This is a genomic window from Neisseria sp. HMSC31F04, from assembly GCF_001807735.1.
Lineage (GTDB): Bacteria > Pseudomonadota > Gammaproteobacteria > Burkholderiales > Neisseriaceae > Neisseria > Neisseria elongata.
In genome coordinates, this window is record NZ_KV790823.1 from 36,376 (window position 1) to 50,079 (window position 13,704).

Annotated in this window: 10 protein-coding genes; 7 read left to right on the top strand and 3 right to left on the bottom strand. The window is 57.0% G+C overall.

Going from position 1 to position 13,704, the window contains the following annotated elements; genetic code table 11:
* The first annotated feature begins 89 nt into the window (after window positions 1–89).
* The 3 genes from HMPREF3107_RS08760 (at window position 90) to gyrB (ending at window position 3,856) form a co-directional block, all read left to right on the top strand.
* Window positions 90–590 (top strand): hypothetical protein, encoded by a 501-nt coding sequence (locus HMPREF3107_RS08760; RefSeq protein WP_070454983.1) that lies wholly within the window; start codon window positions 90–92, stop codon window positions 588–590.
* Window positions 591–772: 182 nt separating this feature from the next.
* Window positions 773–1,267: a GlcG/HbpS family heme-binding protein gene (locus HMPREF3107_RS08765; RefSeq protein WP_070454984.1), complete on the top strand. Its 495-nt coding sequence runs from the start codon at window positions 773–775 to the stop codon at window positions 1,265–1,267.
* 198 nt (window positions 1,268–1,465) lie between these two features.
* On the top strand, window positions 1,466–3,856 hold the full coding sequence (gyrB, locus tag HMPREF3107_RS08770; protein WP_070454985.1) for a DNA topoisomerase (ATP-hydrolyzing) subunit B: 2,391 nt from the start codon (window positions 1,466–1,468) through the stop codon (window positions 3,854–3,856).
* Window positions 3,857–3,920: 64 nt separating this feature from the next.
* On the opposite strand, the gene HMPREF3107_RS08775 is transcribed toward gyrB, so the two are convergent.
* The 3 genes from HMPREF3107_RS08775 to pmbA form a co-directional block, all read right to left on the bottom strand.
* A complete protein-coding gene (locus tag HMPREF3107_RS08775; protein WP_070454986.1) occupies window positions 3,921–5,144 on the bottom strand; it encodes an MFS transporter in 1,224 nt (407 codons plus the stop codon).
* 836 nt (window positions 5,145–5,980) lie between these two features.
* Complete coding sequence (locus tag HMPREF3107_RS08785; RefSeq protein ID WP_070454988.1) at window positions 5,981–6,475, bottom strand: disulfide bond formation protein B; 495 nt, start codon at window positions 6,473–6,475, stop codon at window positions 5,981–5,983.
* A 147-nt stretch (window positions 6,476–6,622) separates the two neighbouring features.
* Window positions 6,623–7,954 carry a metalloprotease PmbA gene (pmbA, locus tag HMPREF3107_RS08790; protein ID WP_070455080.1) on the bottom strand — a complete coding sequence of 444 codons (1,332 nt, stop codon included), beginning with the start codon at window positions 7,952–7,954 and terminating at the stop codon, window positions 6,623–6,625.
* A 115-nt stretch (window positions 7,955–8,069) separates the two neighbouring features.
* On the opposite strand from pmbA, the gene yjgA reads away from it, so the two are divergent.
* The 4 genes from yjgA to dxs all read left to right on the top strand — a co-directional run bounded on the left by yjgA (window position 8,070) and on the right by dxs (window position 13,688).
* The gene (gene yjgA / locus HMPREF3107_RS08795; RefSeq protein WP_070454989.1) at window positions 8,070–8,612 is read left to right on the top strand and encodes a ribosome biogenesis factor YjgA; all 543 of its coding nucleotides are present in this window, start codon (window positions 8,070–8,072) and stop codon (window positions 8,610–8,612) included.
* A 91-nt stretch (window positions 8,613–8,703) separates the two neighbouring features.
* A complete protein-coding gene (locus tag HMPREF3107_RS08800) occupies window positions 8,704–9,174 on the top strand; it encodes a DUF2750 domain-containing protein (RefSeq protein WP_070454990.1) in 471 nt (156 codons plus the stop codon).
* Window positions 9,175–9,429: 255 nt separating this feature from the next.
* Window positions 9,430–11,565: an ATP-dependent DNA helicase DinG gene (gene dinG, locus HMPREF3107_RS08805; protein ID WP_070454991.1), complete on the top strand. Its 2,136-nt coding sequence runs from the start codon at window positions 9,430–9,432 to the stop codon at window positions 11,563–11,565.
* Between the two features lie 230 nt (window positions 11,566–11,795).
* Window positions 11,796–13,688 (top strand): 1-deoxy-D-xylulose-5-phosphate synthase, encoded by a 1,893-nt coding sequence (gene dxs / locus HMPREF3107_RS08810; protein WP_070454992.1) that lies wholly within the window; start codon window positions 11,796–11,798, stop codon window positions 13,686–13,688.
* Window positions 13,689–13,704 lie beyond the last annotated feature (16 nt).

Here is a 13,704-nt window from a genome sequence, read left to right on the forward strand (position 1 = left end):
AAACGTTTTCAGACGACCTTTTTACATCCTTTTTGTTTACTGTATTATTCATATTGATTTAAACACTTTTTCTTGAAAGGTCAAAAATAATGTCGCTCACTTTAAAATCTGTTCTGACCACCGGTTTGCTCCTTCTTGGATTCCAAGCCGCTGCCCAGGATATTCCGCAAGCGTTTCAAGGCAAATGGGCCGGGCGTTATGAAGGGAAGATATCGCCCAAACATGTAAGGGCTTTATGTGCCATGGGTTATGATGCAAATGAAAAAGAGCTTAACGCTGCTATGCACGATGTTGATTTGTCGGAAGATAGCGGCTTTTATATTGAAATAGGTAAAAAATCAATTGAATTAAACGGTTGGGAATGGGGTGCGAAATATACGAAACTGAATTATCGAATTTATTCGCCCGATAAAATTGCAGGTACGGCACGCGTTCGGGATGAGCAGCCGGAGCTAGGTACGCAGATTTATAACGATAATTTTGAGTTTTCGTTAAACCGAGGCGTGCTGACGCAAAGATTCCGTGATTACTCGACGGATGGCTCAGGCAAAAAAGTTTGGCGGAAGCGGACGCTGATGCGTTGCAAATAATGTTGGGCAAACCGTAGCCGATTGCAGGTTGGAGGCTTGTATCCGATTTACCAAACCAAAACCCACCCAAGGTCGTCTGAAAACTTGAAAATCAGGTTTTCAGACGGCCTTTATTGTTCCCGCCGACAGGCATACAATCAAAAGTGCAGTACCTTTCATTGATTCGATACAAGGAGACAGTTATGCGCGGCATAAAATCAGTTGCATTTTTGTGTACTTTGGCATTGGGTGCGCCGGCGTTTTCGGCGGGTTTGACCAAAACGCTGCCGGGCGATTTGACGACGGCTCAGGCGCAGGCGGTGGTGCAGGCTTCGATGAAAAAGGCGCGTGAAATCAAGGTGCCGATGAATATCGCGGTCATGGACGCGGGCGGTAATTTGAAGGCGTTTGCGCGTATGGACGATGCGTTTATCGGCAGCATTGATATTGCTCAGAAAAAGGCGAAAACGGCACGCTATTTCAATATGTCCACCCGCGATTTGGGCAAGGCTTCGCAGCCGGGCGGCGAGCTTTACGGTATTGAGGTGACCAACGACGGTTTGGTGATTTTTCCCGGCGGTGTGCTGTTGGTGGATAAAAACGGTGTTATCGTCGGCAGCGTCGGCGTGAGCGGCGGCTCGGTCGATGAAGATGAAAGCGTCGCAAAAGCAGGTGCGGCGGTATTGTCGGGAAGATAGGCAGTACCCGTCGAAGCAAAGTCTTGGAGGCCGTCTGAAAACCGTTCCGATATGGTTTTCAGACGGCCTGTTTTACGGCAAATCGCTGAATAATCCAGCAAAATCAGGTATAATCGCGCCTTATTTTGCCGTTTGTGCCAGCTGTGCTTTTTCAGACGACCTCAGCGGCAGACTTTTGTTTCGATTAAAGAAAAGACCATGACTGACCAAAAACACGAAGAATACGGCGCCGACAGCATACAAGTGCTGGAAGGCTTGGAAGCGGTACGCAAACGCCCCGGTATGTATATCGGCGATACGCAGGACGGCAGCGGCCTGCACCACATGGTGTTCGAAGTATTGGACAACGCCATCGACGAAGCACTGGCGGGACATTGCGACAAAATCACCGTAACCATCCATGCCGACAATTCCGTCAGCGTGGCCGACAACGGGCGCGGTATGCCCACCGGCATCCACCCGAAAGAAGGACGCTCCGCCGCCGAAGTCATCATGACCGTATTGCACGCGGGCGGCAAGTTCGACAACAACAGCTACAAAATTTCCGGCGGCCTGCACGGCGTGGGCGTGTCCGTAGTCAATGCGCTGTCCGACTGGGTAACGCTGACCATCTACCGCGACGGCAAAGAACACTTCGTTCGCTTCGTGCGCGGAGAAACCGAAGAGCCGTTGAAAGTTGTCGGCGATTCCGACAAAAAAGGCACGACCGTGCGCTTCCTCGCCAGCGCGGAAACCTTCGGCAACGTCGAATACAGCTTCGACATCCTCGCCAAACGCATCCGCGAACTTTCCTTCCTGAACAACGGCGTGGACATCGAATTGATTGACGAGCGCGACGGCAAACACGAAAGCTTCGCCCTTTCCGGCGGCGTGGCTGGGTTCGTGCAATACATGAACCGCAAAAAAACGCCGTTGCACGAAAAAATCTTCTACGCGTTCGGCGAGAAAGACGGCATGAGCGTCGAATGCGCGATGCAGTGGAACGACAGCTATCAGGAAAGCGTGCAGTGCTTCACCAACAACATCCCGCAGCGCGACGGCGGTACGCACTTGACCGCATTGCGCCAAGTGATGACGCGCACCATCAACAGCTACATCGAAGCCAACGAAGTCGCCAAAAAAGCCAAAGTTGAAACCGCCGGCGACGATATGCGCGAGGGTTTGACCTGCGTGTTGTCCGTCAAACTGCCCGATCCGAAATTCTCGTCCCAAACCAAAGACAAACTGGTTTCCAGCGAAATCGGCCCCGTCGTCAACGAAGTCATCAACCAAGCCTTGACCGACTTCCTCGAAGAAAATCCGAACGAAGCCAAAATCATCACCGGCAAAATCGTCGATGCCGCGCGCGCGCGCGAAGCCGCCCGAAAAGCACGTGAAATTACCCGCCGCAAAGGCGTGATGGACGGCTTGGGGCTGCCCGGCAAACTCGCCGACTGCCAAGAAAAAGACCCCGCATTGTCAGAACTTTATCTGGTCGAGGGCGATTCCGCAGGCGGTTCCGCCAAACAAGGCCGCGACCGTAAATTCCAAGCCATTTTGCCGCTCAAAGGCAAAATTTTGAACGTCGAAAAAGCCCGTTTTGAAAAAATGCTCGCCAGCCAAGAGGTCGCCACCCTGATTACCGCGCTGGGCGCAGGCATCGGCAAAGAAGAGTTCAACCCCGAAAAACTGCGTTACCACCGCATCATCATCATGACCGATGCCGACGTGGACGGTGCGCACATCCGCACCTTGCTCCTGACCTTCTTCTACCGCCAAATGCCCGAACTGGTCGAGCGCGGCTACATCTACATCGCCCAGCCGCCGCTCTACAAAGCCAAATACGGCAAGCAGGAGCGTTACCTCAAGGACGAACTGGAAAAAGACCAATGGCTGCTCGGCCTCGCTTTGGAAAAAGCCAAAATCGTTTCAGACGGCCGTACCATCGAAGGCGCAGAACTTGCCGATACCGCCAAACAATTCCTGTTGGCGAAAACCGTCATCGAACAGGAAAGCCGCTTCGTGGACGAACTCGTCCTGCGCGCCATGCTGCACGCGTCGCCCGTCGATTTGACGTCGTCTGAAAACGCCGACAAAGCCGTTGCCGAACTTTCCGGTTTGCTCGACGAAAAAGAAGTCGCCCTCGAACGCATCGAAGGGCACGAAGGCAACCGCTTCATCAAAATCACCCGCAAGCTGCACGGCAACGTCATGGTCAGCTACATCGAACCCAAGTTCCTCAACAGCAAAGCCTACCAAACCCTTACCCAAACCGCCGCCGCGCTGAAAGGCCTGGTCGGCGAGGGTGCCAAGCTCTACAAAGGCGAGAACGAGTACGACGTGGACAGCTTTGAAACCGCACTGAACATCCTGCTCCAAAACGCCCAAAAAGGCATGTCTATCCAGCGATACAAAGGCTTGGGCGAGATGAACCCCGAACAGCTTTGGGAAACCACGATGGATCCCGCCGTTCGCCGCCTGTTGAAAGTGCGCATCGAAGACGCCATCGCCGCCGACGAAGTGTTCGTTACCCTGATGGGCGACGAAGTCGAACCGCGCCGCGCCTTCATCGAAAATAACGCCCTGATTGCGCAAAATATTGATGCGTAAACCTTAAAGCCTGATTGAAAATAAAAAAGGCCGTCTGAAAATGTTTCAGACGGCCTTTGTTGTTTCAGGCATGTTCTGCCGGTTTCGGCTCTTTAATCGGCAGGTTCAATAAAGCGGCCGCCCCCGCCAGCAGCATATCCGCATACCACATCCAGCCGTAGCTGTTGAACATGGAAACGACCTGCCCGCCCAAATACGAACCGAGAAAACCGCCGATTTGGTGGCTCAGCATCGTGAGTCCGAACAAAGTGGCCAGATAACGTGTGCCAAACAATTTGCCGGTCAGCGTCGCGGTCGGGGCTACCGTTGCCAGCCAGGTAAAGCCCAATCCGGCGGCAAAAATATAAAAATTCATGTCCGTTTTCGAGGCGGCCAGATATGCCGCCACCATCAAAACCCGCGAAGCATACAGGTAAAACAGCACATATTTGCTCGGAAAGCGGCCGACACACCAGCCGGAGAACAGGCAGCCCGCAATGTTGGCCAGCCCGATGACCGCCAAAGAAGTCGAAGCCACCGTAGGCGGGAGGCCGCACAGTGAAATCTCGTTCGGCAGATGGGTCACCAAAAACGCAATGTGAAAGCCGCAGGTAAAAAAGCCCAAATGCAGCAACAGATAACTGCGGTCGGCAAATGCCCGTATGACCGCCTGTTTCAGTCCGCCGTCGTGCGTTTGGGCTGTTTGGGCTTGCTGCGGCATGTTGCTCCCGCGTGTCAGCCACCAGGCAACCGGCAGAATCAGCAGGCTCAATCCGCCCCATACATAAAACGTTCCCTGCCAGCCGATGTGGGGCCGAACCATCAGCCCCTGTACCATAGGTGCAAAGAGAAACTGCCCTGCCGAACCGCCGGCATTTACCGCGCCGGAAGCCAGGCCGCGAACGGCAGGCGGCAGCTTGGCCGCCACTTGTCCCATAATAATCGAAAAACCACCCGCACCCGTGCCGAATGCCAGCAGCAGCCCGACGGCGAACATTAGTCCCCAGAATGTCGGCAGTTGCGGTATGAGGAAGCAGGCTGCGGCCAATACCAGCGCGCCGCCGCCCAATACTTTCCATGCGCCGTAGTGGTCGGCCAAAGCCCCCGTTGCCGGCTGTGCCACGCCCCACATCAATTGGAAGACTGCGATAACCAGACTGAATTGTGCGACGCTTAAATCGGTCGTGTTCACTACGGGGCGTAGAAACAGGCCTAAAGACATCCTCATGCCGATGGTTATCAACAGGATGAATGCCGCCGCCGCGATAACCGGCCACGGATTGATGCGAATGGATGGGTGTGTGTGCATAAAATGATTAAATTATTTTGTATGTTGATGACGGACTATCGGGGATGACGCATTTCAAGGCCGGCCGCAAAGCCTGAACACAGGCCGTGCGGCAACGATTCGTTTGACCTTCTTGCACTTCCAAAGAACCGTTTTCTTTGGGTTGGGGTGCGGCCGAATTATGGCGATGTATATGAATCCGTTGTCATTCAAATTCGGGAAAGGGCGGGCTACAACTATACCGGTTTGAATGGAGTCCGTTATGGCGATATGGGAAAAGGAAATTCTAAACTGTAACAAAATTTCCGGCGGCGGCTAAATAACGTCTGCTTCTTTTAATATAACCGATGCGTTTTTCAGATAAAAAACTGCCGCTGCACATTCCCACAATATGCAGCGGCCAACCCCCAAAATACTCCGCATTCCCAATGCGGAGCCAACAGCGGCCTTCAGATGGCCTGCCGTCTTTAGGGCTCTCGTTTTCCGTAATGTATTTGTTTTTGCGATGCCTCAATGCATCCGTTTAAAACGGCCGGAACGCTGTGTTCCGACAAATATATCCAAGCAACCCTTGTGCCAAATTTTCAGGCAAAGTTAAAAGTTACGTATTTATTTGATAAATAATATAAAACAATTTTATTTGTGGCGATGCGCGTCGGGAGTTTATTTTATCGGACGCCGCTTCCAGACACACTTTGCCCGGGAAGCCGTGCGGGGTAGGTAGTTTTATGCCGCTTTTTGTCAGTACATAAGCATATTTTTGTTGTGCGATGAAAGTCATGGCCGATTGTTCAGGCAATCAAAAGGCCGTCTGAAACCCTGCAAACGGTTTTCAGACGGCCTTTCCAATTGTCAGGCTAACGGCGGCGCAGTTTGAACAGCATTCCCCATACGATCAGCAATACGCTGCCGAAGAACATCAGGCTCCACACCGGCAGCGGTACGCCCATCACATATTCGCGTACGCCGCAGTTGCCGAAGCCGTCCACCACGAAACGCCACCAATCGAACAGCGGCCAGTCTTTCAGGCGGAACGTCCACGGTGCGCCGCAACTCGGCTGCTCTCCGGCGGGCAGGCTTTGCAGCCAGATTTGGTAAGACGCGGTATACAGCCCCCACAAGGCAGGCAGGCTGACCAGTAGGGCGGCAAAAATACGGCTGCCGCGTTTGGCCGTGGGCAGCAGCAGGCACAGGCCGGACACCAGCATTACCGACATGACGGCCACGCGCTGCAAAATACACAGCGGGCAGGGGTTGAGCCCCATCACATATTGGGCGAAAAACGAGCCGCCCGTGCAGACGATGCCGAGCAGGAAGACGGCAAGCAAGGTTTGGCGGTAAGTGAACTTCATCGGTTTCCCTTTATTTGGATGCCCTGCCGGGCGGAATGGGGCGGATTATATAGCGGATGAATATCCTTTTCGACATAAAGGCCGTCTGAAAAATCCTTTTTCGGTTTTTCAGACGGCCTCAGTGTGTGTGCGGTTGTTTGATGTTTCCTACTGCCCCGCCACGGTCATGCTGCCGATTAAAATCGAGCCGACTTTGTGCGACGAGCGGCGTAGCGCGTCATCGGCCACGCCTTCGATGCCGAGCAGCATATCCTGCAAACGTCCGGCCACGGTGATTTCTTCCACCGGATATTGGATCACGCCGTTTTCCACCCAGAATCCGGCCGCGCCGCGCGAATAGTCGCCGGTGAGCATGTTCACGCCCTGTCCCATCAGTTCGGTAACCAGCAGCCCCGTCCCCATCTGGCGCAGCAGTTCGGCCTGGCTGCCGCAGGTGGCGTTCAGAATCAGATTGTGTGCGCCGCCGGCGTTGGCAGTGGTTTGCATGCCGAGTTTGCGCGCACTGTACGACGACAGGAAATAGCCCTGAACGATGCCGTTTTCAATCACGAAGCGCGGGCGGGTAGCCACGCCTTCGCTGTCGAAGTAAGTGCTGGACCACGCGCGCGGGATGTGCGGCTCTTCGCGCAGGCTGAGGAATTCGGGCAGGATTTGCTTGCCCAGGCTGTCGAGCAGGAAGCTGCTTTGGCGGTAGAGCGAACCGCCCGACAGGCCGCCGACGACGTGGCCGATGAGGCTGGCGGACACAGTGGTGTCGAACAGCACGGGATAGCTGCCGGTGGGCAGGCTGCGCGCGTTCAGGCGGCGGACCGTGCGTTCGGCGGCGGTGCGGCCTACCTTTTCCATGCTGTCGAGTTCGTTGGCCGAGCGCGCCAGGTCGTACCAATAATCGCGCTGCATGCCGCCGTTGCCGTCTTCGGCCACCACGGCGCACGACACGCTGTGGCGCGTGCCCTGCTGGTGTTGCAGGAAGCCGTGGCTGTTGCCGTAAACAAATTGGTAATGCGATGTTTGGATGCCCGCGCCTTCGGAGTTTTTGATGCGGCTGTCGGCCTGCATGGCGGCGGCTTCGCAGCGGAGGGAGAGTTCCACCGCGTCGGCGGAGGGCAAATCCCATTCGTGGTATTTGTCCAAATCGCCGAATTCCGCGGCCATCAGTTCCGCGTCGGCCAAGCCCGCGCAATCGTCGCCGGCCGTGTAGCGGGCGATGTCCAGTGCGGCCTGCACCGTTTCTTCGATGGCGCGGGACGACAAATCGGCGGTGCTGGCGCGGCCTTTGCTTTGGCCGAGGTAAACGGTGATGTCGAGCGATTTGTCCTGCTGGTGTTCGATTTGTTCGATTTCCTGCAGGCGCACCTGCACGCTCTGGCCGACCGATTCGCTCAAATCGGCTTCGGCGGCGGTTGCGCCTTTCTGTTTGGCGGTAGACAGCGCGAAGGCGCACAAATCGGACAATTCCTGCGGAGAGTGGTTGAACATGGCGGTTTCCTGAATTGAAGTGGGCGGCATTGTACCCGTTTCGGCCATCATTTTTTAGCCGAAAATACCCCCTGCTGTTAAAATGCCGCCCGACAGGAAAAACGGACGATACTAAATGAATGGCAATAATGAAGAATGGGTCAGCAAAACCCAAATGAAAAAGCGTATGGACGAATTGCAGGATTTGGGCATGGAACTGACCCGCCTGTCGGACGAAACGCTGAAAAAAATCGGTCTGTCCGAAGACTTGATGCAGGCCGTGCGCGATTATAAGAAAATCACCTCCAACGGTGCGCTGAAACGGCAAAACCAATACATCGGCCGCCTGATGCGCGAAACCGACCCCGCGCCGATACGCGCCTTCCTGGCCAAACTCAAAGGCGAAAACCGTGCGCACAACGCCTTTTTGCAGCGCGTCGAGCAGATGCGCGAACGGCTGATTGCCGACGATGCCGCGCTGACCGAGTTTGCCGCCGCCCATCCTCAGGCCGACATTTCCGCCATCCGCACCCTAATCCGCAACACGCGCAAAGAGAAAGAACAAAGCAAACCGCCGAAAAACTTCCGCGCCCTGTATCAGGAATTGAAAGCCGCGATGGAAGAGGCGGAAGGTTTGAGGCCGTCTGAAAACCACGATACCGAAAGCGCGGAAGAATAATCCGCAGTACCCTTTCAGACGGCCTCAATCCGCTAGGAAGGCCGTCTGAAAAACCGCTTTGCCACGTTACAACCCTTACCGGAAGCACATCATGTTCCCCCAGCCCGAAGACGAAGAATACAACCGCTTTATCCGCAGCATCATCGGCAGCCAAACGCTCTACACGCTGGTGTCGGACGAAGGCGACATCGCTGAATGCCCGTCCACCGAATATGAAGAAGACGACGGCGAACCCGTGCCCGTATTCTGCGTCTGGCACGACCGCGCCCAAGCCGAAGCCTGCAAGGTCGAAGAATGGGCGGACTACCAACTCGAAGCCCTGCCGCTGGATTTCTTCCTGCACGAATGGCTGGTGAGCATGGATCAGGACGCCGTATTGCTCGGCGTGGATTTCGATTCCGAACTCTACGGCCTCGAAATCGAACCCGTCGAAGTGCTGGCCGACCTGCTCGATGCTGCCGTGCAAATGCAGTGCGGCGACATGATAGACGGCTATGACGAGCTGATGAAGTACCGCCTCGAATGGGAGCGGGAAATGGCCGGGCAAAGCCGTTTGAACTGAACCCGCACATTGAGGCCGTCTGAAAAAAGCGGCACAGGCCATTCCACAATCAAGAGCAGCCCCCATTCATCTCGCCTTCAATATATATGGCACACCCGTCCTGATAAAAACAAACGGCAGGCCGTCTGAAAACCCGTTCCGCCTTTCAGACGGCCTCCGCCCCGCCAGTGGTAAAATACCGCCGCCCCCGCACCCTAACAGGCGCGATTCCGATTCATGCCGCCAAACCCTTTTCAGACGGCCCCTTATCCCGACATGCTGACCGATTTAGAAAAAAACGCCATCCGCGACCACTACCGCGCCATTTCCGAAAACCTACCGCAATTCCGCCCCCGCGCCGCCCAGCGCGAGATGATTGCGGCGGTGGCCAACGCCTTTGCCCGCAGCAAACCCCGCGCCGAAGGCGAAGAGCCGCCCAAGCGCGAGGGCGAGAGCATCGCCGTCATCGAAGGGCCGACCGGCGTGGGCAAATCGCTTTCCTATCTGCTGGCGGGCGGCATCATGGCGCAAACGCGCGACAAACGGCTGATTGTTTCCAGTGCCACCGTCGCCCTGCAAGAGCAGCTGGTAAACCGTGACCTGCCGTTTCTGGTGGAAAAAAGCGGTTTGGAGCTGACTTTCGCGCTGGCCAAAGGGCGCGGCCGCTATCTTTGTCCCTACAAACTCTACCAACTCACGCAAACCCACGCCCAAGGTTCGCTGGACGGATTCGACAGCCCGCCGAGCGTGTTGTGGGACAGCAAACCGAGCGCGTCCGATTTGGACACGCTGCGCCGCATGGCCGACGAATTTGCCACCCGCCGCTTCAACGGCGACCGCGACACCTGGCCCGAAAGCATCCCCGACCCTTTATGGCAGCAAGTGACCAACGACCGCCACGGCTGTTTGAAAAACGCCTGCCCCAACCGCGCCGAATGCCCGTTTTACCTCGCGCGCGATACTTTGGATACCGTGGATGTCGTCGTGGCAAACCACGACCTGCTGCTGGCCGACATCGGCATGGGCGGCGGCGTCATCCTGCCCGCGCCGGAAAACAGCTTTTACTGCATAGACGAGGCGCACCACCTGCCGAAAAAGGCCGTCAGCCGCTTTGCCGCCGAACACTCGCTCAACCAGGCCATGTGGACGTTGGAAAAACTGCCGCCCGTCATCAACAGAATCGTCGGCCTGACCGATAAAACCGAAGCCGGGAACCTCGCCGACGAAGCCGCCGCCTCGCTGCTGGAAAGCCTGTCGGAATGGCAGTTCCACCTCGGCAGCGAACCCGCGCTGGATTTGTCCGACGGCGGCAACGACCCCGTTTGGTTGTGGGAAGACGGCAAAACGCCGGAAGACCTCGCCCTCCTGACCGCCAACACCGCCGCCTCCGCCCGCGCCCTGTTGAAGCAGATATACCGCCTCAACGACGCCCTGTCGGCCGCCCGCCGGGAAAAAGACAGCGACGGCCCGCTTATCGACCGGGTAACCACCGAATTCGGCATTTTTGTCGCCCGCGCCGAACAGATTTCGGCCGTATGGGATTTGTTCGACACCGCCCCGCCGGAAGACGAAGCCCCGCTGGCTAAATGGATAGAGCGGCGCGTGGGCGACAAAAACGACTACGTTTTCAATGCCAGCCCGATTTCCGGCGCCGCACAACTGGCCGGCGGCCTGTGGCGGCGGGCGGCGGGCGCGGTGCTGACCTCCGCCACCCTGCGCGCGCTCGGCAATTTCGACCTCCTGCTGCGCCAGTCCGGCCTGGTTTGGCTGCCCGACACCACCACACTGGCGTTGGAAAGCCCGTTTGATTTCGCCAAACAGGGCGAACTTTACATCCCGCCGCTGACCGCCAGCCCGAAGCAACCCGAAGCGCACACCGAAGCCGTGGCCGAATGGCTGCCGAAACTGATTGCCGCCGACGAAGCCGTCGGCACGCTGGTGTTGTTCACTTCGCGCAAACAGATGAACGAAGTCGCCATGCGGCTGCCGGAAGAATATCTGCCGCTGCTGCTGATACAGGGCGAAATCCCGAAGTCCGCCCTGCTGGAAAAACACGCGAAGGCGTTGGCTGAAGGGCGCGCCAGCATTATCTTCGGCCTCGACAGCTTTGCCGAAGGGCTCGACCTGCCGGGCGAGGCCTGCGTGCACGTGATTATCGTCAAGCTGCCGTTTTCCATGCCCGACAATCCGATTGAAAAAACGCAAAACCGCTGGATAGAAAAGCGCGGCGGCAATCCCTTTATCGAAGTAACCGTGCCCGAAGCCGGCATCAAGCTCATCCAAGCCGTCGGCCGCCTTATCCGCACCGAAAACGACTACGGCCGCGTGACCATCCTTGACAACCGTATCCAAACCCAACGCTACGGCAAACAGCTGCTTGCCAATCTGCCGCCGTTCAAACGGATAGGTTGAATAGCAAAAAAGGCCGTCTGAAAACCCGATAGTGTTTTCAGACGGCCTTATCCGTATGCCTTCCGGCTGCAAGGCTTTCATTTCGCTATCCTTCTTTTATGGTGCATCACGATTGGGCGCGGTGATAACTGCCACAATATGCGCCGTCTCTTGCTATAATCCGCCCGCACTGCCAATCAGGCCGTCTGAAGCCTACTTTCAGACGGCCTCCACCAAAGAAAAGACAAACCATGAGCCAATCCCCCTTGCTAGATACAGTCAACCTGCCGCGAGACCTGCGCCTGCTGGATAAGGCCGAACTGCCGCAACTGTGTGCCGAACTGCGCGCCTTCCTGCTCAAATCGGTATCGGCCACCGGCGGCCATTTCGCCAGCAACCTGGGCGCGGTCGAACTCACCGTTGCCCTGCATTATGTCTACAACACGCCGGAAGACCATCTGGTATGGGATGTCGGCCATCAAAGCTATCCGCACAAAATCCTGACCGGCCGTAAAAACCGCATGGACACGATGCGCCAATACGGCGGACTGGCCGGTTTCCCGAAACGCGGCGAGTCGGAATACGACGATTTCGGCGTGGGGCACTCGTCCACATCCATCGGCGCGGCTTTGGGCATGTCCGTGGCCGACAAACTGGCGGGACGTGCCAACCGCAGTGTGGCCGTTATCGGCGACGGCGCGATGACGGCGGGGCAGGCCTTTGAAGCCTTAAACTGCGCGGGCGATATGCAGGACGTGGATTTGCTCGTGATTTTGAACGACAACGAAATGTCCATTTCGCCCAATGTCGGCGCGCTGCCCAAATATCTCGCCCGCAACGTGATGCGCGATATGCACGGCCTGCTCAGCACCATCAAGGCGCAGTCGGAAAAAGTATTGGACAAACTGCCCGGCGCGCTCGAAATCGCGCAAAAGGTCGAACACAAAATCAAAACGCTGGCCAACGAAGGCAACCACATCAAACAATCCCTGTCGCTGTTTGAAAATTTCGGCTTCGCCTACACCGGTCCCGCCGACGGCCACAACGTCGTCCAGCTGGTTGAAACGCTGAACGAACTGCGCCGCAAACCCGGCCCCAAGCTGCTGCACGTCATCACCAAAAAAGGGCAGGGCTACAAACTGGCGGAAAACGACCCCGTCAAATACCACGCCATCGGCAAAGCCCCCGCCCAAAACGACAGGCCGTCTGAAACTCCCGTCCCGTCCCGTCCCACCTACACCCAAATCTTCGGCCAATGGCTGTGCGACCAGGCCGAAGCCGACCACAGGTTGGCCGCCATTACCCCCGCCATGCGCGAAGGCAGCGGGCTGGTGGAATTCGAACAACGCTTCCCCGACCGTTACTTCGATGTCGGCATCGCCGAACAACACGCCGTAACCTTTGCCGCCGGACTGGCCTGCGAAGGCATAAAGCCCGTCGTCGCCATCTACTCCACCTTCCTGCAGCGCGCCTACGACCAGCTCATCCACGATGTCGCCCTGCAAAACCTGCCCGTCCTGTTCGCCATCGACCGTGCGGGCATAGTCGGCGCGGACGGCCCCACCCACGCGGGCGCATATGATTTGAGCTTCCTGCGCTGCGTGCCGAATATGGTCATCGCCGCCCCCAGCGACGAAAACGAATGCCGCCTGCTGCTGTCCACCTGTTATCAACTCGACCAACCAGCCGCCGTGCGCTACCCGCGCGGTACGGGCTGCGGCGCGGCCGTTTCAGACGGCCTGGAAGCCGTCCCCGTCGGCAAAGGCGTCATCCGCCGCCAAGGGCAGAAAACCGCCATCTTGGCTTTCGGCAGCATGGTGCAACCCGCCATGCAGGCAGCCGAAAGCCTGAACGCCACCGTGGCCGACATGCGCTTTGTCAAACCGCTGGACGAAACCCTGATACTCGAACTTGCGCAAACGCACGACCGCATCGTCTGCATCGAAGAAAACAGCATATGCGGCGGCGCGGGCGGCGCAGTATTGGAATGCTTGGCGCAACACGGCGTCATCAAGCCCGTATTGCCCATCGGCATCCCCGACACTGTAACCGACCACGGCGACCCCGCCCTGCTGCTGGACAAACTCGGCCTGAGCGCGGAGAAAATCCGCGAACGGATAGCAAACTGGCAAGAGGCCGTCTGAAAACGTCCCGTCGAAA

Bases quoted from the DNA above. Each gene is read 5' to 3' on its own strand.
- HMPREF3107_RS08760 (WP_070454983.1), top strand. From the start codon at position 90: ATGTCGCTCACTTTAAAATCTGTTCTGACCACCGGTTTGCTCCTTCTT.
- HMPREF3107_RS08765 (WP_070454984.1), top strand. From the start codon at position 773: ATGCGCGGCATAAAATCAGTTGCATTTTTGTGTACTTTGGCATTGGGT.
- gyrB (WP_070454985.1), top strand. From the start codon at position 1,466: ATGACTGACCAAAAACACGAAGAATACGGCGCCGACAGCATACAAGTG.
- HMPREF3107_RS08775 (WP_070454986.1), bottom strand. From the start codon at position 5,144: ATGCACACACACCCATCCATTCGCATCAATCCGTGGCCGGTTATCGCG.
- HMPREF3107_RS08785 (WP_070454988.1), bottom strand. From the start codon at position 6,475: ATGAAGTTCACTTACCGCCAAACCTTGCTTGCCGTCTTCCTGCTCGGC.
- pmbA (WP_070455080.1), bottom strand. From the start codon at position 7,954: ATGTTCAACCACTCTCCGCAGGAATTGTCCGATTTGTGCGCCTTCGCG.
- yjgA (WP_070454989.1), top strand. From the start codon at position 8,070: ATGAATGGCAATAATGAAGAATGGGTCAGCAAAACCCAAATGAAAAAG.
- HMPREF3107_RS08800 (WP_070454990.1), top strand. From the start codon at position 8,704: ATGTTCCCCCAGCCCGAAGACGAAGAATACAACCGCTTTATCCGCAGC.
- dinG (WP_070454991.1), top strand. From the start codon at position 9,430: ATGCTGACCGATTTAGAAAAAAACGCCATCCGCGACCACTACCGCGCC.
- dxs (WP_070454992.1), top strand. From the start codon at position 11,796: ATGAGCCAATCCCCCTTGCTAGATACAGTCAACCTGCCGCGAGACCTG.